The organism is Exiguobacterium sp. s56, assembly GCF_018618255.1.
Classification (GTDB): domain Bacteria; phylum Bacillota; class Bacilli; order Exiguobacteriales; family Exiguobacteriaceae; genus Exiguobacterium; species Exiguobacterium chiriqhucha.
Genome location: NZ_JACSLR010000001.1, coordinates 126,219 through 146,695, shown reverse-complemented (window position 1 = coordinate 146,695; position 20,477 = coordinate 126,219). Strand labels below are relative to the sequence as shown.

The window sequence follows — 20,477 nt, the reverse complement described above, 5'->3', positions numbered from 1 at the left end:
TCCTAGACGGTGTTTTTATTTGCCCAAAAAAGTCCCGCATCCGGTTGGATGCGGGACTTTTGAATTACACGAGTTGTGCTTTGTACGCTTCGTACTCTTCGTCTGTCAATGAGACGTAATGGCCTGGCTCGACTTCACGGAGTGGCGGGATGCTTGAATCCTCATCCGAACGTCCGACGGCACCGAGTGACTTCGACTCATACACGATCCGTTTACGTGTCCGCTCATGCTCTGGATCCGGAAGTGGGATCGCCGAGAGGAGTGACTTCGTATAGGCGTGGAGCGGGTTCTCGTACAAACGCGCTGCAGGAGCGAGCTCGACGAGGTGACCTTGATACATTACTCCGATTCGGTCCGAGATATACTTGACCATCGACAAGTCGTGGGCGATGAACAAGTACGTGAGATCACGGTCGCGTTGCAATTCTTTCATCAAGTTGACGACCTGGGCTTGAATCGATACGTCGAGAGCTGAAATCGGCTCATCGGCGATGATGAAGTCCGGTTCGACCGCGAGAGCGCGGGCAATCCCGATTCGCTGACGCTGACCGCCCGAGAATTCGTGCGGGTAACGGCTCGCGTGCTCTTTCGTAAGACCAACTGTCTCGAGAAGGTCATAGACGCGGTTCATCCGGTCTTCTTTCGTCTTGGCAAGACCGTGGATATCGATGCCTTCGGCGATGATATCAGCGACGGTCATACGCGGGTTGAGGGATGCATATGGGTCTTGGAAAATCATTTGCATCGCCCGGTTAAACTTCAACTTATCGGCGCTGCTCTTCTTGCCGTGGACGTTCTCACCTTTGAAGATGACGTCCCCGTCTGTTGCATCGTAAAGTCCGATGATGGTACGACCTGTCGTCGATTTCCCACATCCAGACTCACCTACGAGTCCGAGCACTTCACCTTTATAAATATCGAACGAGATGCCGTCGACAGCTTTGACGACGCGGCCTCGGCCAATTTTAAAGTGCTGCTTCAGGTCTTTTACTTCGAGTAATTTCTCGCGTTCCATTATTCAGCACCACCTTTCAAAATCGATTTCGCGAACGCGCTGTCCGGACGATACTTGAGCGCAAGGTCACGGATCGCTTTCGGCGGGCTCACTTGCGGGGCTTGTGGGTGCAATAACCAGCTCGCCGCATAGTGTGTGTCGCTAATTTGGAACATCGGTGGTTCTTTTTCAAAGTCGATTTTCATCGCATACGGGTTACGTGGTGCGAAGGCATCGCCTTTAGGTGGGTTGAGCAAGTTTGGCGGTGTACCCGGGATGGCCGGGAGCGCCTCGTTCGGGTCATCGGTCGGACGCGGCATCGATCCGAGCAAGCCCCATGCGTATGGGTGACGTGGCTCGTAGAAGATTTCGTCGACCGTCCCTTTCTCAACGATTTTACCAGCGTACATGACGGCAACGCGGTCTGCCATGTTCGCAACGACACCGAGGTCGTGCGTGATGAAGATGATCGCTGTGCCCGTCTTTTGCTGGATATCTTTCAACAGCTCTAAAATCTGAGCTTGAATCGTTACGTCGAGTGCCGTCGTCGGCTCATCGGCGATTAATACTTTCGGGTTACATGCGAGCGCGATCGCGATAACGATCCGCTGACGCATCCCACCTGACAATTGGTGCGGATATTGCTTCAGACGTGCCTCTGGGTTTGGAATCCCAACGAGTGTGAGCAATTCAAGCGTACGCTTCTTCGCATCCTCACCCGTGAGTCCTTGGTGTTGCTTCAAACCTTCGGCAATCTGTTTGTAAATCGTCATCGTCGGGTTGAGCGATGTCATCGGATCTTGGAAGATCATCGCGATATCGCGCCCACGAATTTTAAGCATTTCTTTTTCCGACAACTTCGCCAAGTCTTTTCCTTCGAACAAGATTTCTCCGTTCGTGATTTCACCTGGCGGGTTTGGAATGAGACGCATAATCGCTTTCGATGTGACGGATTTACCAGAACCCGATTCCCCAACGATGGCGAGCGTCTCGCCTTTTTTCAAATCAAACGATACGTTGCGAACGGCTTGTACCGTTCCAGCATACGTATGGAACGAGACCGCTAAGTCTCGGACAGATAAAATCGTTTCCATGCACGAGTCCCCCTGTTTCTATAATTATTTACGCATTTTCGGGTCGAACGCATCACGCAAGCCATCGGCGAGCAAGTTGAAGCTTACCATGAGCAAGACGATGATGACTGACGGGATGACGAGCAAGTACGGGAACGTCCGTAGCTCTTTATATCCATCGTTAATCAACGTTCCAAGCGATGCTTGAGGTGCTTGCAAACCTAGACCTATAAAGCTGAGAAACGCTTCGAAAAAGATAGCCGACGGGATCGTGAACATGAGCGTGATGATAATGGCGCCAAGCGTATTCGGAATTAAGTGTTTAAACACTAATCGATTGCTTGAAGCACCGAGTGTACGGGCAGCCAACACAAACTCTTGGTTTTTCAATTTCAAAATTTGACCGCGGACAAGTCGACTCATCCCAATCCAGCCGGTGATTGTCATCGCGAGGATAATGGAAAATACGCCAGGGTCGAAAATTAAAATTAATAAGATAATCAAAATCAAGTTCGGAACACCTGTCAAAATCTCAACAATCCGTTGCATAAAGTTATCAACACGTCCGCCGAAGTAAGCCGAGATTCCACCGTAGGCGACACCGATGACCGTATCAATCAACGCAGCCACAAAACCGATGAAGAGCGAGATGCGTGTCCCTTCCCAAACACGTGACCAAAGATCACGGCCGAGATAGTCTGTACCGAACCAGAAGTTCTCTTCGACATTTTTCTGTTCGTAGAAATCAATATCACGGCCACCGAGGTTGGCCATGCCATCAAATCCTGCCCATTCGAGTCCAGTGACTTTAGGCGGGAGTTTTGCTTGTGAGATGTTTTGAGTATAGGCGTCGCGTCCAGACAGCATCGGACCAAACAACGCAAGAAAAATCACAATTAAAATAACAGTAAGTGAAATTATAGCAGCTTTATTCTTTTTCAGCCGCATCCAAGCGTCTTGCCAGAAGCTTAAACTTTTACCACCAATTCGTTCAGCGAGCTGTTCGTTCATCTCGACACGTTGGAACATGTCTTGGTCGAACTGCTCGAAATTCTTTTTATTTTCAATCATCAGTTATTCCCCCCCCAAACGAATACGTGGGTCAACGACTCCGTAGAGCAAGTCGACAAGCAAAATGATAATAATGAACAAAGCTGAGAAGAACAGTGTCGTGCCCATGATGACCGAATAGTCATTCAACGTGATGGACGTAACGAACAATTCACCAAGCCCAGGTACCGCAAAGATTTTTTCGATAACGAACGTACCTGTCAACAGGCCAGCCGTCATCGGTCCGAGAATGGTGATGGCAGGAATCATCGCATTACGCACCATGTGTTTCCAGACGATGGCATTCCCGGTCAACCCTTTCGCTTTCGCGAGCGTGACATAATCTTGTCCGGTTACTTCTAGCATCTCAGTCCGGACGAAACGGGCGATGGACGCCGTAACCCCGAGCGAGAGCGAAATCGTCGGTAAAATCGTATGCGCCGGGGAATCCCAGAACGCAACAGGGAGTATTTGCAATTTAACCCCAACATAGTACTGAAGAAGGGCTGCAAAGACGAACGATGGGACAGAAATCCCGATTACCGAGATGAACATCGAACCATAGTCGATGGCCGTGTTATGACGAATGGCTGCCACGATTCCGAGCAACAATCCAACAAACGTCCCAAGCACAAGTGCTTGAATCCCTAATTGGGCTGACGGTCCGATTCGTTCCATAATCAATTCCGTCACTGGCCGGTTGGCCGTACGGAACGATACACCGAGGTCCCCTTGCACAAGGTTTCCTAAGTAAGTCGCATAACGAACTGGAAGCGGATCATTGAGTCCGTAACGGTCGTTCAAGAGTTGAATTTGTGTCTCCGTCAGTTTCTCCTGGTTTTGGTACGGCGAACCTGGAAGCAGGTCCATCAGGAAAAACGTGAACGTCGCAATCAAGAAGAACGTGATGAGGCCGTAAGTCAGCCGCTGAAGAATATAACGTCCCATAAATAAATACCCCCTGTTTTTCTAATGTGTCTATGCTTGCACCAACAGCGTCACTATGACATATTGCTCTTTTCTTGAATTCACAAAATGAAAGGAATTTTCTGAAAGAATAGGTCAAACGTCATCTCAAGGCTCTTAGCACAGCACATGAAAATCGAAGAATCCTTAGTTTGTAAAGTATTCTGAATTTTCACTGTTACTACATTATACTTTACCAACAAAACTTTTGAATAGTTTTTTCTCTGATTTCTAATTTTTTTTTAGAAAAGGGGGGACATGCATGGTGCATGCCCCCTTCTCATTTAGTTGATATCGACGTATTTGTACTGGTAGTCAGCACCGAATAGTTGACGGTTGAAGTTTTCGACGTTCGGACGGAGCAAGTAAGCGACACCCGCTTGGTAAAGCGGCATGATGGCTTGGTCTTGTTCAATCAAGAGCGTTTCTGCTTCTTTAAACTTGTCATAACGCGCATCGATCGCTGTTTCAGCTGATGCTTCATCAATCAATTTGTCGTATGCTGCCGACTTGTAGTTGATGTCGTTCTGACCGTTGTCAGATGTGAAGATGCCAAGGTTTGTGAGCGGATCTTGATAGTCAGGTCCCCAAAGGGCGAATGACATCTGATACTCTCCGTTCGCTTCGAGTTCGAGCTTGTTGTTGAACGGTTGTTGTGAAATGTTCACGGTCACGTTCGGCAAGTTCGATTCGAGTTGGCCTTTCATGTACTCTGAGATTTGTTTCGCTACTTCGCTATCGAATGAGAGAAGTTCGATTGTGACAGCTTCGCCGCCAGTCGCCTCTTCCCAAAGTGATGCTGCTTCGTCAGCGTTCGTCTCAAAGTGTGTCACGCCTTCTGCATAATCCGTTCCGTCTTCATACTTGATGAATTCTTTAGGGACAAACGAAGTCGTTGCGATTGAGCCGTTGTTCAAGAGTTGATCGATAATCCCGGTTGGATCGACCGCACGAGCAACTGCTTTACGGGCGTTGACGTCAGCAAAGAGTTCATCTTCGTGGTTGAACTTGAAGTACCCGACTGTTGAACGAAGACCTGTGCTGTAGTCATCGTTCTCTTGGAACGCGGCAACTTGTTCAGACGAGAGGCCGGCGTAGTCGACTTCTCCTGCTTCATACAAGTTGACGACTGTCGATGTGTCTTTGACGACACGAACGTCGACTTTCTCTAAAGCTACATTCTCTGCATCCCAGTATGATTCGTTTTTCGCCAACACGTATCCTTGCTCGCGATCCCACTCCGACCATGTGAATGGGCCGTTGTAGATGTGGTTTTCTGGTGACGTTGAGAAGTCCGCACCTTTTTCAGTGGCGAACGCTTCGTTGATTGGTGTGAACGTACCGAACGATGTGAGCGAGATGAACGATGGGTCTGGACGCTCGAGTGTGACTTCAAGTGTCTTCTCATCGATTGCCTTCACACCGAGCTCTTCTTTTGGAAGCTCTCCCGTGTTGATGGCTTCGGCATTTTTAACCGTGTTCATGATGTACGCATATTGTGAACCTGTTTCAGGATCCACAGCGCGTTGCCAAGCGTAGACGAAGTCGTTCGCTGTGACAGGTTCGCCGTTTGACCATTCCGCGTCACGAAGTGTGAACGTGTAGACCGTTTCGTCTGCACTCACTTCTGGTTCTCCTGCGGCGATAGCTGGAACGGCATTTCCGTCTTGGTCAAGACGATAGAGACCTTCCATCGTGTTGGCGATCAAGTTGAACGCCACAGCGTCCGTCGCGAGCGCCGGGTCAGCTGTTGTAATGTCAGACGTGTCCGTCAAGCGGAGAATCTTTTCTCCGTTCGAAGACGAACCGCCGTCAGAGTCTCCGCCAGTCGAGCAAGCGGCGAGCACTGAACCGAGTGCCAAGATGAGTGTCATCATGAGCAAAATCGATTTTTTCTTCATTGCGATGTCCCCTTTCTGTATCGTGAAGCATGGCGTTTTGTCGGACCGTAACATCTTACTTTTTCTTTAATTTTCTGAATATTTCATTTTGTATCCGACACAAGAACGTTAGGGCTATTGTAAAAAATTTTTAATCAAACTGTCAACTCCCCAATAAACCGCTGTCATTTTTGACACGAACTTCTCGCCATATATACCGAACAACGGGTATCATAGAGCCAAAGGGCGGATGACTCGAAGAAGCGCATCCACATTGAAAGGAGTTTGTCACATTGAAAAATTTTAGAAGTATATTAATCGTTTGGGGAATTGTCACAATTGCCTATACGATTTGGTCCACTGTCTCCTACTATCAAGACGAGACGTTCTGGTTCCATTTGAGCGGCGGCTTGTTCGTGGCCGGCATCCTCGTCTTCGCCGTCGGTATGTTTTCTCATATGGGTGCCACCGGGTTATTCGACGGATTCATGTACGGGTTCAAACGCAATCGCCGGGCCAAGCTGAAAGAAATCGATCCGGACTACGAGGAAGACGAAGAAGCGTCACCGGAAGAACGAGCCGACCAAAGACGATCGGCGTGGCGTTGGGTGTACGTCGGTGTCGCGAGCGTCATTCTTTCCTACGTGATCACGCTCGTTTGACCTTCCGATTTCGCGGTCGATATGCTACACTATGGCTAGAACAATAGGAAACACAAGGAAGAAGACAAGTACCTCGAATCCCCTTTCCCCCAGAGAGTCTACGTTGCTGCGAGTAGATGGAAAGCGTCGAGCGAATGGACTTCGGAGTGGCTCGCCTGAAAGAGAGTACGGCGAGACGGTCACGCCCGTTAACGCGATCAAGTGGCATGAGTTTCATGCAAATTTGGGTGGCACCGCGGTTATTCGTCCCGATTTATCGGGCGGGGAACCGTGGTTTTTTATATTCTCTGGAGGTGCAATCATGGCAAAAATCTTTTCTGGCATTAAACCGACCGGCGTCGTGACGCTTGGTAACTACTTAGGCGCGATGAAACAGTTCGTCGAGTTACAAGAAGAACATGAAGCGTTTTACTGTGTCGTCGATCTCCATTCCATCACGGTTCAACTCGACCGCGTCGAGTTAATGGATAACACGCGCAAGCTTGCGGCACTCTATCTTGCTTGCGGACTCGACCCGGAGAAGTCGACGATTTTCGTCCAATCGGAAGTGAAGGCCCACGCCCAACTCGGATGGATGTTGACATGTATCGCCGGCATGGGTGAACTGAGCCGGATGACACAGTATAAAGACAAATCACAGAACAGTGAAAACATCGGCGCTGGCCTGTTCGTCTACCCAACATTGATGGCGGCCGACATTCTCTTGTACGGCACGGAACTCGTCCCGGTCGGCGATGACCAAAAACAACACGTCGAATTGACGCGTGATTTAGCCGAACGCTTCAACAAGCGATACTATGAGACGTTCACGATTCCTGAGCCGCTCATTCAAAAAGAAGGCGCACGCATCATGAGTTTGACGAACCCCGTCAAAAAGATGTCGAAGTCAGATGCGAATGTGAAAGGATTCATCTCGATGCTCGATGAGCCGAACGTCATCCGTAAGAAAATCAAGAGCGCGGTCACGGACTCGAGCGGTGTCATCAGCTTCGACCGCGAGAATAAACCGGGCATCTCGAACTTGCTTGAGATTTACTCGCTTTCGACTGATACCCCAATTGATGAACTCGTCGAGCGTTACAAAGATTCGAATTATGGAACGTTCAAGCAAGACGTCGCCGAAGCGGTCGTCGCCATGCTCGAGCCGATTCAGAATCGCTATCACGAACTCGTTGACTCAGCTGAGCTCGACGCCATCCTCGATGCGGGACGTGAGAAAGCAGAAGCCGTCGCCAACAAAAACCTCGCCAAAATCGAGAAAGCGATGGGGCTCACCCGGAAACGGGCCAAAGTGAAGAAATAACATGAAGCCGCCTTTTATAATCAAAGGGCGGCTTTTTTGTGCAAAGTGGCTCAAATTGAAGGCACAAAAAAAGAGACAGGCGTCCCCGTCTCTTTTTTTGTATGCTTGTTGTTTCTTATTGCTCTTTGCCTTCGATGTAAGCCCACTTGTACGAGTAGTCAGCGCCGAACGCGTGCTCAACGATTCCTTTAACGTATGGCTTCGTGAGGCGAGCCGATCCACGTTGGTAAACTGGTGAGATCGCGTTCTCTTCAAGAACGATTTTCTCTGCAGCTTGAAGGTCAGCCCAACGCTGTTCAGCATCTGTGCTTGATTTCGCAGATTCGATGAGTTTGTCGAATTCTTCGTTCGACCACTTACCACGGTTGTATGGTCCGTCAGTGACGAAGAGGTCAACGAATGTCATTGGATCCTGGTAGTCAGGGCCCCATCCAGCGAATGTCAACTCGAACTCACCTTTGTTCTCAAGGTCAAGTTTGTTGTTGAACGGTTGTTGCTTGATTGTAAGCGTAATGCCTGGAAGGTTCTTCTCAAGTTCACCTTTGATGAACTCACCGATTTGCTTCGCAGATTCTGAGTCATAGTTGAGGAGCTCGATTTCGACAGAGTCTTGACCGATTTCTTCAAGTCCTTTTTCCCAAAGTTCTTTCGCTTTGTCCACATCGTAGCCGCCGATGTCGCCGTTCGCTTCACGGAAGTCTGCGCCGTCTGGTCCAGTTACGAAGTCTTTTGGTACGAGGAAGTTGGCAGGGATTGAACCGTTCGCAAGGAGCGTTTCAGAGATCGCTGCTTTATCGTATGCCGCGTCGATCGCGTTACGGATGTTTTGGTTGTCGAGTGCTTCAACCGCAGTGTTGAACTGGAGGTAGAAGAGTGTTGGCTCAAGGACAGTCGAGAAGTCTTCGTGGTCTTGGTATTGAGCAACGAGTTCAGAAGTCAAACCAGTGCGGTCAACGTCGCCGTTTTCGTACAAGTTAACACCTGTTGAAACTTCTTTAACGACTTTAACGTTGATTTCGTCAAGTTTGACGGCTTCAGCATCCCAGTAGTCGTCGTTTTTGACCATTTTCCAGCCTTGCTCGCGCTCCCAGCTTTCGAGTTTGAACGGTCCGTTGTAGAGAGTTGTCTCTGCAGATGTACCGAAGTTCTCGCCTTGCTCTTTGTCGAACGACTCAAGTTTAGGCATGAATACGCCGAAGCTTGTGAGACCGAGGAAGTACTTAGCTGGTGCAGTCAATTTAACTTCAAGTGTCTGCTCATCAGTAGCTTTGACGCCGACAGCGTCCCGCTCACCTTCACCTGTGTTATAGGCTTCAGCACCTTCGATGATTGACATAACGTAAGCGTATTGTGATGCGTTGTCCGGGTTAAGGACTTCTTTCCAAGCGTATTCGAAGTCGTTAGCCGTTACAGGCTCGCCGTTAGACCAAGTTGCGCCTTCACGGATTTTGAACGTGTACGTTTTCCCGTCTTCAGAAACTTCGTGTGACTCCGCGATCCCTGGTGTCGGGTTATCTTCGTCGTCCATACGATAGAGACCTTCGTTAACGTTGTTCAAGACGTTGAATGAAACTGCGTCTGTTGCAAGCGTTGGGTTAAGTGAAGGGATGTCTGAGCTATCGAGCAAGTTGAGGACTTGCGCTTCATCAGTATTTTCTGATGCATTATTATCAGTTGTTGCTCCCTCTTCCTCACCTGTCGAACATGCCGCTAGGAATGCGCTAGATAGAAGTGTTACCGACGTTGCTAAAGCAAAACCTTTTTTCTTATTCATTGCGATGACCCCCTGATTTTTTTCGTTTTAACGAAATGAACGATGGTAGAAAATTCTGATAGTTCACTTTACAAAATTTGTTACCACAATCCCGTTGAAGCAATAATACAATATTCTGATAATTTTGCAAAGTGTTTATTTTGATTTTTCTAAAAAATTTTTACTATAGGCTAAAAGCCCGCCTACAGAGACGAGCTTTTAGCTCATTTTTCATAAACTTTAGAAAATGTTAGGACGTACGAAGGACCGATGACCGGAAAGCCGATTTCCGCATATTTGGAATCGACCGTGTAAGATCTTCCAGCTTGGTAGATTGGAATAACGACAGCTTCTTCCAACAGTCGTTTTTCCGCCTCGCGATACACGTCGTTGCGGGCTTCAAGCTCTTCGGTCGAACGGGCCTGATTCATCAATCGATCAAACGTTCGGTCGGCAAATCCGCTCGAATTCAAATAATTATCTGTCTCGTATTGGGTCAAATAGGCACTGAATGCCGGATAGTCCGGTTGCCATCCAGAAAGGGACAACGCATATTCGCCTGCGACTTCTTTCCTAACCTTGTCCCCGAGAGGGAGTTCGACGACGTTCACTTGCAGACCCGGAAGTTGTTCAAGTTCCGTTTCAATCGTCTGGGCGATTTGTCGCGCTTCATCATCGACAAAACTGAGCAACTCGATTTCAATCTCGTCTTCCTCGAGCCGCTCGAGCACTTCCTCGAACAGCGCGGCCGCTTCCCCATCGAGTGAAGGATTGAGTTCCGCTTCATCGGTGACGAGCAATCGTTCGGTCGTCACTTCGGCCCGGGCGAGCGAATCGTCCAAGGTTTCCCGATTTAAAGCGAGCGCGAGCGAGCGCCGGAAATCGGCATCATCGAACGGATACTCATCCACATTCGGTTTCAAATAGAAGACGCCGCTCCGCGGGACGTCGACGAGCTTTCCTTCAAGCGAATCGATGGTCGCTTCGTCCGTGCCGTACGGAATCGGATGGATGCCATCCGGTTCTGAATCCAATCCTTCATCCGCCAACAGCATAATCTTTTCAAGCGTGACACGGTCGGCATCATAATACGCCACGTTTTTCGTCAGTGTGATTTGGGCCGCATCCAACGATTCGATTTGAAACGGTCCGTTCGCATCAAGCTCTTGCCATTCGCCGACCATCGTCTGCGGCAGAAAGGCCGGCATCGCCAAAATCTGCTCGAACCCTTCCATCGGACGTTCGAGTGTCAACTCGAGTGTCCGCGCATCGACCGCCTTCACGCCGAGCGTCTCTGGTTCTTTCGTCCCGAGACTGATCGCTTTCCCGTTCAGAACGTCTTCCAAAAGGAAACTGAACGGAGAGTTCGTGTCGTCATCAGCGAGCATCCGGAAATGATCGACGAACGTCTCGGCCGTGACCGTATTCCCGTTCACGGTACGACTTTCTTTCAACTTGAACGTGTATGTCGCGCCGTCTTCCGATCGGGTCATCGTCTCGACGAGTCCCGTTTCGATTTCCCCGTCCGCACCGAAGCGATACAATCCTTCATAAATATGCGATAACACGGTCTGTGAGCTCGGGTCGATGGCGAGCAGCGTATTCGGTTGCTCCGGTAATATCTCCCCATGAATCGTCACGATTTGTTCTTCAGGTGGTACTAATTCTCGTGCCTGCTCTCGTTGTCCGTACCATATAACGAAAAAAAGGATAAGGACTGAACTCAACAAGGCGGCACCGATGAAAAATCGTTTCATCTGGCATTCTCCTCTCTGTTAGCTCAACCCTTATACCCTACCCGTTTTTGCCACTTTTTTCTACTATTAGTCGTTTACTTTTGCGAACGCGAGCGTCGCGTTATGGCCTCCGAAGCCAAGTGAGTTGCTGAGTGCGTACTGGATATCAAGTTCCCGATTTCCGTCACGGACATAATCTAAATCGCAATCGTCTGCCGGTGTCTCACAGTTGATGGTCGGATGAATCCGTCCCTCATGAATCGATAGCGCCGTGATGACGGCCTCGACTCCGCCGGCGGCACCGAGCAAGTGCCCGATCATCGATTTCGATGAGTTGACTGCCAAGTTGTGCGCGTGCTCCCCGAAGACGTTGTGGATGGCTTTCGTCTCCAACATATCGTTGAGCGGTGTGCTCGTCCCGTGAGCGTTGATATATTGAACGTCTTCTGGACGAATCCCCGCGTCCCGAAGCGCCTCGTTCATCGCTTTCGATCCACCTTCTGCCTCAGGTGACGGTGCCGTGATGTGATAGGCGTCTGAGCTCATGCCGTAACCGACAACTTCCGCATACATTTTGGCACCGCGCGCTTTCGCATGCTCGTATTCCTCGAGAACGAGCACGCCCGCACCTTCACCCATGATGAAGCCGTCACGGTTCGCATCGAACGGTCGGCATGCCGTGTTCGGATCCGGATTCGTCGATAGCGCCTTGTTGGCACAGAATCCTGAGAACGAGAGCGGTGTGATTGGCGCCTCGGCCCCACCCGCGAACATGGCGAGCGCATCGCCGCGTTGAATGACTTTGAACGCTTCCCCGATTGAGTTCGTCCCAGAGGCACAAGCTGTGACCGAACAGTTGCTTGGCCCTTTCGCCCCGAGATAAATCGAGACTTGACCGCTCGCCATGTTCGGAATCATCATCGGGATGAAGAACGGGCTGATGCGGCGTGGTCCCCGCTCATGCAAGATGCTCGCTTGTTTGTCGATCGTCTCGACCCCACCGATTCCACTTCCGATCCAAATCCCGACTTCGTCCGCGATTGCTTTCACATCTAGACCGCTATCTCGATGCGCGGCGTCAGCGGCTAAAATCGAGTATTGGATGAACGAATCCATCTTGCGCGCCTCTTTCGGCTCGACCAAGTGATCGATGTTCCATTCCTTGACTTCTGCCCCGACTTTGGCCGGATATTGGCTAATATCAATCTTCGTTAACGTATCGACTGCATTGTCCCCGTTCAACAGTCGCTCCCACATTACCGTAACATCGTTCCCGAGCGGGGATACGACTCCTAATCCTGTGATGACTACTCGTTTCATGCGTTAATCTCCTCCGTGATGTTAGCGTTATTCCATGTTAGACAACTCGCTCCCCATGTGAGCCCGGCGCCGAATCCGGCGACGACGACCGTCTGACCGTTTGAAATCTTCCCGTGCTTGACCGCTTCAGCCAAAGCGAGCGGAATCGAAGCGGCTGACGTGTTCGCATGGTCTTGAATCGTGACGACAACTTTTTCTTCTTGAAGCCCTAACCGTTCAATCGCAGCGTCGATGATGCGACGGTTGGCTTGGTGCGGCACAAGGACGTCCAGGTCATCAATCGATTTCCCGGCTCCTTCTAATGCCTCGAGCACGATATCCGGCATTTTACGAACAGCGAACTTGAAGACTTCGCGTCCGTTCATGACGATTTTACCTTCTTCGTTCTCATATAAGAACTTTCCGCCGGTCCCGTCGCTGCCGAGTACGATGGAATCGATGGCGGCGACGTCGTCTTCACCGAGGACGACGGCACCTGCCCCATCACCGAACAAGACGGCCGTCGAGCGATCGTCCCAGTCGATGAGGTTCCCCATCTTCTCGGCCCCGATGACGAGCGTCCGTTTCAAGCCTTTCGCCTGCATCATGCTCTTCGCCGTATCCATTGCGAAGATGAAGCCGCTACAGGCGGCACTGACGTCGAAAGCGACCGCTCGCTTGGCTCCGAGGTTGGCCTGAACGAGACACGCTGTCGCCGGGAACGAGGGCGCCGTCGCCGTCGCACAAATAATCGCGTCGATATCTTCAATTGAGACGCCTGCGCTTTGGAGCGCCCGCTCGGCAGCATGTGTGGCCATATCGGCGACCGAGAGATCAGCGTCGGCCAAATGTCGCGCCTCGATCCCGGTGCGGGTCCGAATCCATTCATCGCTCGTATCCATTCGTTTTTCCAAATCGATGTTCGTGACCCGATGCTCCGGAAGGAACGAACCGATTCCAATGATTCCAATGTTCATATTGATGACCCCTATTCTTAGTATCTGGTACTAATATAAGGGAATAAAAAAGGGATGTCAACGCATCCCTCTCGATTATTCACTTTGACCGAGTCGTTTCGTGACGGCCATGACCATTTTTGCCGAGTTGATTGATGCCGTCTCTAAAAATTCGTCGAACGACAAGTTTGCTTCTTCGTCGGCACTGTCCGAGATTGAACGGGTCACGACGAACGGAATCCCGAACTGATAGCACGTCTGCGCAATCGGTGCGGCTTCCATCTCGACGGCCGCGACGCCTTCGAAATGCCCGAGGATGTCGGCGACACGTTTCGAGTCGTTGATGAACGAGTCACCAGTCACGATGAGACCCGTATGCACGTTCACATCATGGAGGCTCTCAATCACTTCTTTACAGACATCCATCAGATGAGCATCAGCTTTGTACGCTGCCGGCATGCCTGGCACTTGGCCATACTCGTAGCCGAACGCGGTCACGTCAACATCGTGATGACGGACTTCGGTCGAGACGACGACATCTCCGACTTTCATTCCTTTTTTGAAGCCACCCGCCGAACCGGTATTGATGACGACATCTGGTTTGAACTTATCAATAAGAAGCGTCGTGCCGATGGCCGCGTTCACTTTTCCGATCCCTGACTTCAAAATGACGACTTCGACGTTGCCGAGGTACCCTTCGTAGAAGTGATAGTTAGCGATTTCCGTGTCCGTCCGTTCTGTCAATTCGTTGCGGAGCAAGTTCACTTCTTCTTCCATTGCTCCAATGATTCCAATTTTCATTATAAGTGCCTCCTCAGAAAGAGAGCGACATCCATGTGGAAGTCGCTCATTTGTGTTACTTGATTTCCTTGATTTCGACGACCATGTCGCCGCCTGGCGTTTGCACGTTGACGACATCTCCGACCGTACGGCCGAGAAGTGCTTTTGCAATCGGTGATTCGTTCGAGATTTTCCCTGTGAACGGGTCAGCCTCAGCGCCACCGACGATTGTGTACGTCTCGTTCTCGTTATCTTCTTGAATGAAGAACGTCACGGTCTTTCCGATTGCGACCATCGAGTTATCAGCCACATCGTCTTGGATGATGACTGCGTTACGAAGCATCTCTTCGAGTTGAGCGATCCGTCCTTCGACCATTGCCTGCTCTTCTTTCGCTGCATCGTATTCAGCGTTCTCAGACAAGTCTCCGAAATCGCGGGCAATCTTAATATTCTCAACGACTTCTTTACGGCGCACCGTCTTCAGTTCGTTCAATTCATTTTCGATTTTCGCTTTTCCGTCTAACGTCATGTAATGTTGTTTTTCAGCCATTTCTGTCACTCCTTCATTGTCTCCTAGTATATTACAGAATTTACGAACGGGAAAGCCCATATCCGACACATCCCGTTTTTAAACATGGGATAAACGTGAGTTCGGACGTTCTCCATATCCGACATTCGGTTAAATCTATCGCATAGACACATACAAGTCTCTAAAACACCTTTGTCCACCGACCTTTGAAAATCGAGTCCGGCAGCAGACCGATGATACGATGCTTGTCGTCATGCTAAAGACGCTAAAACATCAAGTAGGCACACCTGTAACGACCTGTGGTAGATGGTCACAGTCCACCAACCTGGGGACCTATAGAGTCTATCTCGGTAGAGGTGATGGCACACTCTCATTTGAAGGCTTGAACAAAACAAAAATGAACTGCGTTCGCACAAGCACTTCAGAATCCCACGGTTTCAATGGTGAGAGTGTCAAAGCTCTTTTAACTAAATTTGGCGAGAATTCTCCCACCTCTAAACGTCGAATAGGGAAGGCCCAGCGTAGGTGGAAGATGAACCGCCTGCTTGCAAATCCTTTGGATATCCCTGTGACAGATATAACGAACGAAGGTTCGTGATTCTGTCAGATTCTCTCGCCCCCACCGCGGGTATCGGAATGGGACGAGACTCATCCTGACACCGCCCAAAGGAGGGACGGACATGCTGAAGGGCTACAAATACCGGCTCCACCCGACGGCGGCACAGGCCGAGTTCCTGATCCGGACGATCGGCTGCGCCCGGTTCATCTACAACAAGCTGCTCGAGGACCGTATCACCATCCACGAGGAGGCGAAGGCGGGCGGTGGGCCGAGACGGAAACCGCCGACACCCGCCTCCTACAAGCCACTGTTCCCGTTCCTGTGCGAGGCGGACAGCCTCGCGCTCGCGAACGCGAAGCTGCACCTCGATGCGGCGTTCGCGAAGTTCTTCGCCGGGACGGCCGGCTTCCCGGTGTTCAAGTCGAGACGGAAGGCGCACGCGTCCTACACGACGAACAACCAGCACGGAACAATCCGCATCGAGGGAGACCGGGTACGGCTCCCGAAGATCGGGTTCATCCGGTTCACACAGCACCGCAGTTTCAACGGGAAGATCCGATCGGCGACCGTGTCGATGACGAAGACGGGCACGTTCTTCGTGTCGCTCCTCGTCGAACAGGACGACGAGCCGTGGGTCCCCGCCGAGCACAAGGTCGGGATCGACCTCGGCCTCGGGCACTTCGCCGTCACGACGAACGACGCGCTCGTCACGGAGAAGATTGCGAACCCGCGCAACCTGCGAAAGGCCGAGGCGCGGCTGAAACGGGCGCAACGCGCGCTCTCCCACAAGAAGCCGGGCAGCAAGAACCGCGAGAAGGCCCGGCTCCTCCTCGCGAGGAAGCATGAGCAGGTCAGGAACCGGCGCAACGACTTCCTCCACAAGCTGTCGCGACGCATCGTCGACGAGAACCAAGTCGTCGTGGTCGAGACGCTGAAACCGAGGGAGATGATGCAAAACCGCCGCCTGGCGAAATCGATCGGGGACGCCGGGTGGGGCGAGTTCGTCCGCCAACTCGAATATAAATGCAGGTTCTACGGCCGGACGCTGATCAAGGCCGACCCATGGTTCGCCTCGACCCAAGTCTGTTCGAACTGTGGCGAGAACGACGGCAGGAAGGGACTAGACATCCGGGAGTGGACATGCGGCACGTGCGGCGCGCACCACGACCGCGACGTCAACGCGAGCCTCAACCTGTTGCGCCTCGCTGACCGAAACATCCCAGGGCAGGGACTGCCCGACGAGCTTGGTCCATAACCGCGGCTAGTAAAAGCACGGTCTTCCCAAGAAACTCCCACTTCAAGTTGCGAAACAAGCAAGTGGTGAGTAGTTCACATTGAAAACGATTTATTTCCCTTACGCGCGGTTACGTTCTGTCAGCACCCAGCGAATCTTCGTCACGAGCAAATCGATGGCGACAAAGTTCTCTCCGCCTTCAGGGACGATGATATCCGCGTAGCGTTTCGTCGGCTCACAAAATTGAAGATGCATCGGCCGGACGACGTTCGTATACTGGGCGACAACCGAGTCGATTGACCGGCCCCGCTCATTCAAATCACGTTGCATCCGGCGTAAAATCCGCACGTCCGCGTCCGTGTCGACGAATACTTTAATATCCATCAAATCACGGAGACGGTCGTCCTCGAGCGCCAAAATACCTTCGACGATGACGACATCGACCGGTTCAATCAAAATCGTCTGATCCGAACGTGTGTGTGCGGCATAATCATATACCGGCTTCTCAACCGCCTTATGTTCTTGTAACTGTTTGATATGTTCAATCAATAAATCGTTATCGAATGCGAACGGATGATCATAGTTCGTCTTATACCGTTCTTCCATCGTCATCTCTGACTGGTCTTTATAATACGCGTCTTGCTCGATCATGACGACCGATTGTCCTTTGAACGCATCCACGAGCGCGCGGGCCACGGTCGTCTTGCCTGATCCGGTGCCCCCGGCCACGCCGATAATGACGGGTTTATGTTGCATCAAAGTTAAATCCTCCTCATCGTAATTTACGACTGATTGCTAGGCCATCACCAAGGGGCAAAATTGCAGTATGATAATCGGTCCGTGCCATCAATTGCTCAGTAAACTCTTTTACGAGACGGACGAGCCGGCGGCGACGGCGGTCAAGCACTGACACGTCTTCGAGCAGGACGTCCCCTCGTAAAAATAAATTATCGCTGTAAATCGTACCACCAATTGGTACTAAAGCGCCATACCCATCAAAGAATTTTTGATACTGGCCTTTGGCCGCATCGATAAAGACCGCATCGAATTCTCCTTCAATCGTCCCAATCAATTCGACCGCATCTCCATGGATGACGGTGATTCGGTCCGACACGTCCGAGCGTCCGATAAAGCCGAGCGCCTCTTCGTGACGTCGCGCATTCCGCTCGATTGTGACGATTTCAGCGTCCGGTAACAGCTCGGCCATCCGAATCGCGCTATAGCCGATGGCTGTCCCGACCTCGAGGATGCGGGCCGGGCGCTGCAACGCCAGAAGCGACAGCAACACTTCTGAACCGGTCAAGTCCATGATTGGCACGTGGTGTTCTTTCGCGAACGCCTCCATCTCCGCCAAGAGCGGGGACCGCGGCGTGACCAAGTTTTCCACGTAACCTTCATAGGATGAATGTTCCACGTCGTACACCTCTTACTCTCTATTCATTCAAACGACCGGAAGCCTAGGCTTCCGGTCGCATATCCGTCAATTGTTGTTTGCTTCTTCGAACGCTTCCCACTCCGGACGGTACTTGTTGACGTTTTGTTGGTGCGCCTCATATTCCACTTCGAACAAGACTTCCCCGTTCGGGAATCCTTCACGTGGTGGTCGGGCGTAGAAATAAACGTTATCCGTATCGTTCGGGTTGAGTGTGGCGACGAACGCGTCACGACTGACCGAAGCGATCGGCCCAATCGGGATGCCTTCATAGCGGTACGTGTTGTAGAGCGAATCGTTTTGAAGGTCGTTAAACGACGTGAAGATTGACGTCTCCCCGGTGCCGTACCAGACGGTCGGGTCAGACTGCAATTTCATGCCATCGGCCAAACGATTTTCAAACACGCCGGCAATCTCTTGTCGGTCTTCCGTCGACACGGCCTCTTTCTCGACGACCGAGGCGAGCGCGAGCGTCTCATGGAACGTGCGCCCTGAAGCTTCGACTTCACTTTGATACTCGGCATAGAGCTGTTCGGTCGGCTTCAACATCTCATCGATGATTTGTGTGAGTGTGACACCTTTGTCGAACTCATACGTGGCCGGGAACAAGTACCCCTCGAGTGGATGATAAATCCCATCGGCGAGTACTTCGTCGGTCAACATCTCATGCTCATTGACGAGCGAGCGGATATACTCCTCGTCGCTCAGCTGGGCCGAAATCTCTTCTTTCGGAATCTCCGCTTCTTTAGCGAGACGTGAGATGACCTGGTCAATCGTAAAGCCTTCCGGAATCACCAATTTGATGTCCGGGACGACGATGACTTTCCCGGTCTTCAGCGTAGCAATCAACTCGTCAAGCGACTGTGACGGAGACAATGTATACGTCCCCGCTTGGAACGATGATTCATTTTTAAATCGTGTATAAAAACGGAAAATCGTGCTATTCCTCACGAGCCCATTCTCTTCGAGTAGTTCGCCAATGTACCCTGAACCTGCACCGAGCGGGACCTCGACCTCGACCGATTCGGTCGAAGACGGGTCGACGGGTTCGAGCGATCGTTTCACGAACGCATACGACACCGCGGCACCTGTGGCGATAACTAGAAGAAAGACAGCAAGGATGATGACCGTAATTCGCCGAACGATCCGGTTACGTGCACGCTTCTCATCAAACATCGATGGATGGTTCATGCGCATTTCTCCCCTGTTCTTCTGTTATGAAGATGGGCGACGAGGGTTTCCCCTAGCCGCCCGCCCACGTATTAGTCTAATCCTACTTCGTCATTGACGATATCGAACGCTTCCATGACTTCCTCGAAGTCAGCGTCGTCTTCGACGATCTTCAAGACGAACTCTTCGTCTTCAAGTTCTTCGATTTCGAACGCGTATACTTCGATTGTGTCTTCATCTTCCGTTTCCGGGTTACCGACCGGCTCAAGAACGACAAACGTCTTGTTCGTGCGGTCACTCGTCATACGGAAAATTTCTGCGAATAAATGCTCGTCTCCATTTTCATCTGGAATACGGTACATTTCTTCTTCGTTACGGCTAAGTTCTGCCATACGTAATTCCTCCTTATTTGCCTGCGCGATCCAGGTAGTTTTGTAAAATCATGACGGCTGCCATCTTATCGATGACGGCCTTTCTCTTTTTTCGGCTGACGTCTGCTGAAATCAGCATCCGCTCCGCTTGCATCGTCGTCAAACGCTCGTCGACGAGAATCGTCGGCAAACCGGTCGCCTCGGTGAGGGCTGCGGCAAACGCCTGTGACGCCTCGCCCCGAGGTCCGATCGTCGCGTTCATGTTCTTCGGTAGACCAACGACGACTTCTTTCACATCGTACTGCTCAATAATCGGTTGAAGCAGACGGACAGCTTCTTCAAAATCCGGCTCGGTCCAGTAGACCGTCTCCACACCTTGCGCCGTCCATCCCATGAGATCGCTCACAGCGACCCCAATCGTCTTCGAACCGACATCGAGCCCCATGACTCGCTTCATATTAATCCTCTCTACGATCGTTCAAATACGATTTGACCAGCTCTTCGAGCAGTTCATCTCGTTCGATTTTGCGAATTAAGTTTCGCGCATCGTTATGACGCGGGATGTAGGCAGGGTCACCTGACAACAAGTATCCGACGATTTGATTGATCGGTTGGTAGCCTTTCTCCTCGAGTGCTTGATACACCGTGATCAGCGTTTCCCGAGTGTTGGCTCGATTATCATCTTCTGGAAAATTGAATTGCATCGTGCGATCCATTTGGCTCACAAGAA

Annotated in this window: 20 protein-coding genes and 1 other annotated feature; of the genes, 3 read left to right on the top strand and 17 right to left on the bottom strand. The window is 51.1% G+C overall.

The features are described 5' to 3' along the window. Positions 1-64: 64 nt before the first annotated feature. The 5 genes from KNP71_RS00745 to KNP71_RS00725 all read right to left on the bottom strand — a co-directional run bounded on the left by KNP71_RS00745 (position 65) and on the right by KNP71_RS00725 (position 5,984). Positions 65-1,015: an ABC transporter ATP-binding protein gene (locus tag KNP71_RS00745; RefSeq protein WP_214798923.1), complete on the bottom strand. Its 951-nt coding sequence runs from the start codon at positions 1,013-1,015 to the stop codon at positions 65-67. Continuing rightward, on the bottom strand, positions 1,015-2,088 hold the full coding sequence (locus KNP71_RS00740; RefSeq protein ID WP_114165401.1) for an ABC transporter ATP-binding protein: 1,074 nt from the start codon (positions 2,086-2,088) through the stop codon (positions 1,015-1,017). The genes KNP71_RS00745 and KNP71_RS00740 overlap by 1 nt, the downstream gene beginning before the upstream one ends. 24 nt (positions 2,089-2,112) lie before the next feature. Beyond that, a complete protein-coding gene (gene opp3C, locus KNP71_RS00735; RefSeq protein WP_285801267.1) occupies positions 2,113-3,138 on the bottom strand; it encodes an oligopeptide ABC transporter permease in 1,026 nt (341 codons plus the stop codon). 3 nt (positions 3,139-3,141) lie between these two features. Beyond that, positions 3,142-4,065 (bottom strand): oligopeptide ABC transporter permease, encoded by a 924-nt coding sequence (gene opp3b / locus KNP71_RS00730; protein WP_214827114.1) that lies wholly within the window; start codon positions 4,063-4,065, stop codon positions 3,142-3,144. A gap of 302 nt (positions 4,066-4,367) precedes the next feature. After that, positions 4,368-5,984 carry a peptide ABC transporter substrate-binding protein gene (locus KNP71_RS00725; protein ID WP_214798929.1) on the bottom strand — a complete coding sequence of 539 codons (1,617 nt, stop codon included), beginning with the start codon at positions 5,982-5,984 and terminating at the stop codon, positions 4,368-4,370. Between the two features lie 272 nt (positions 5,985-6,256). Here KNP71_RS00725 and KNP71_RS00720 point away from each other — a divergent pair, with 272 nt between their 5' ends. Together KNP71_RS00720 and trpS are read left to right on the top strand one after the other, a co-directional pair. Continuing rightward, on the top strand, positions 6,257-6,625 hold the full coding sequence (locus tag KNP71_RS00720; protein ID WP_214798932.1) for a DUF3899 domain-containing protein: 369 nt from the start codon (positions 6,257-6,259) through the stop codon (positions 6,623-6,625). A 46-nt stretch (positions 6,626-6,671) separates the two neighbouring features. Further along, positions 6,672-6,879 (top strand) — a binding site (T-box leader). Positions 6,880-6,926: 47 nt separating this feature from the next. Continuing rightward, positions 6,927-7,928, top strand: coding sequence for a tryptophan--tRNA ligase (trpS, locus tag KNP71_RS00715; RefSeq protein ID WP_214827122.1), 1,002 nt, complete (start codon positions 6,927-6,929; stop codon positions 7,926-7,928). A 115-nt stretch (positions 7,929-8,043) separates the two neighbouring features. Here the strand turns inward: trpS and KNP71_RS00710 are convergent, their stop codons facing one another. The 6 genes from KNP71_RS00710 to greA all read right to left on the bottom strand — a co-directional run bounded on the left by KNP71_RS00710 (position 8,044) and on the right by greA (position 15,002). Next, positions 8,044-9,702, bottom strand: a complete 1,659-nt coding sequence (locus KNP71_RS00710) for a peptide ABC transporter substrate-binding protein (protein ID WP_214798939.1) — start codon at positions 9,700-9,702, stop codon at positions 8,044-8,046. A 203-nt stretch (positions 9,703-9,905) separates the two neighbouring features. After that, the gene (locus tag KNP71_RS00705) at positions 9,906-11,438 is read right to left on the bottom strand and encodes a peptide ABC transporter substrate-binding protein (protein ID WP_214798942.1); all 1,533 of its coding nucleotides are present in this window, start codon (positions 11,436-11,438) and stop codon (positions 9,906-9,908) included. A gap of 66 nt (positions 11,439-11,504) precedes the next feature. Further along, a complete protein-coding gene (gene fabF / locus KNP71_RS00700; protein WP_214829842.1) occupies positions 11,505-12,737 on the bottom strand; it encodes a beta-ketoacyl-ACP synthase II in 1,233 nt (410 codons plus the stop codon). Further along, complete coding sequence (locus KNP71_RS00695; RefSeq protein ID WP_214752778.1) at positions 12,734-13,693, bottom strand: beta-ketoacyl-ACP synthase III; 960 nt, start codon at positions 13,691-13,693, stop codon at positions 12,734-12,736. Before KNP71_RS00695 ends, fabF begins: the two co-directional genes overlap by 4 nt. Positions 13,694-13,768: 75 nt before the next feature. Continuing rightward, the gene (gene mtnN / locus KNP71_RS00690) at positions 13,769-14,473 is read right to left on the bottom strand and encodes a 5'-methylthioadenosine/S-adenosylhomocysteine nucleosidase (protein ID WP_214752776.1); all 705 of its coding nucleotides are present in this window, start codon (positions 14,471-14,473) and stop codon (positions 13,769-13,771) included. 55 nt (positions 14,474-14,528) lie between these two features. Then, on the bottom strand, positions 14,529-15,002 hold the full coding sequence (greA, locus tag KNP71_RS00685; RefSeq protein WP_138859707.1) for a transcription elongation factor GreA: 474 nt from the start codon (positions 15,000-15,002) through the stop codon (positions 14,529-14,531). 659 nt (positions 15,003-15,661) lie between these two features. Between greA and KNP71_RS00680 the strand changes: the two genes are divergently transcribed. After that, positions 15,662-16,795, top strand: coding sequence for an RNA-guided endonuclease TnpB family protein (locus tag KNP71_RS00680; protein WP_214798947.1), 1,134 nt, complete (start codon positions 15,662-15,664; stop codon positions 16,793-16,795). A gap of 99 nt (positions 16,796-16,894) precedes the next feature. Here KNP71_RS00680 and udk read toward each other — a convergent pair whose 3' ends face one another. The 6 genes from udk to KNP71_RS00650 form a co-directional block, all read right to left on the bottom strand. Then, entirely contained in the window at positions 16,895-17,530 is a 636-nt protein-coding gene (gene udk, locus KNP71_RS00675) for a uridine kinase (RefSeq protein WP_214719530.1), read from the bottom strand. 16 nt (positions 17,531-17,546) lie between these two features. Continuing rightward, on the bottom strand, positions 17,547-18,188 hold the full coding sequence (locus KNP71_RS00670) for an O-methyltransferase (protein ID WP_214719531.1): 642 nt from the start codon (positions 18,186-18,188) through the stop codon (positions 17,547-17,549). A 66-nt stretch (positions 18,189-18,254) separates the two neighbouring features. Beyond that, a complete protein-coding gene (mltG, locus tag KNP71_RS00665; RefSeq protein WP_214798950.1) occupies positions 18,255-19,397 on the bottom strand; it encodes an endolytic transglycosylase MltG in 1,143 nt (380 codons plus the stop codon). A 71-nt stretch (positions 19,398-19,468) separates the two neighbouring features. Then, complete coding sequence (locus tag KNP71_RS00660) at positions 19,469-19,768, bottom strand: DUF1292 domain-containing protein (protein WP_021066932.1); 300 nt, start codon at positions 19,766-19,768, stop codon at positions 19,469-19,471. A 13-nt stretch (positions 19,769-19,781) separates the two neighbouring features. Next, the gene (ruvX, locus tag KNP71_RS00655; protein WP_214752772.1) at positions 19,782-20,204 is read right to left on the bottom strand and encodes a Holliday junction resolvase RuvX; all 423 of its coding nucleotides are present in this window, start codon (positions 20,202-20,204) and stop codon (positions 19,782-19,784) included. 1 nt (position 20,205) lies between these two features. Beyond that, a complete protein-coding gene (locus KNP71_RS00650; RefSeq protein WP_029595797.1) occupies positions 20,206-20,472 on the bottom strand; it encodes an IreB family regulatory phosphoprotein in 267 nt (88 codons plus the stop codon). Positions 20,473-20,477: the final 5 nt, after the last annotated feature.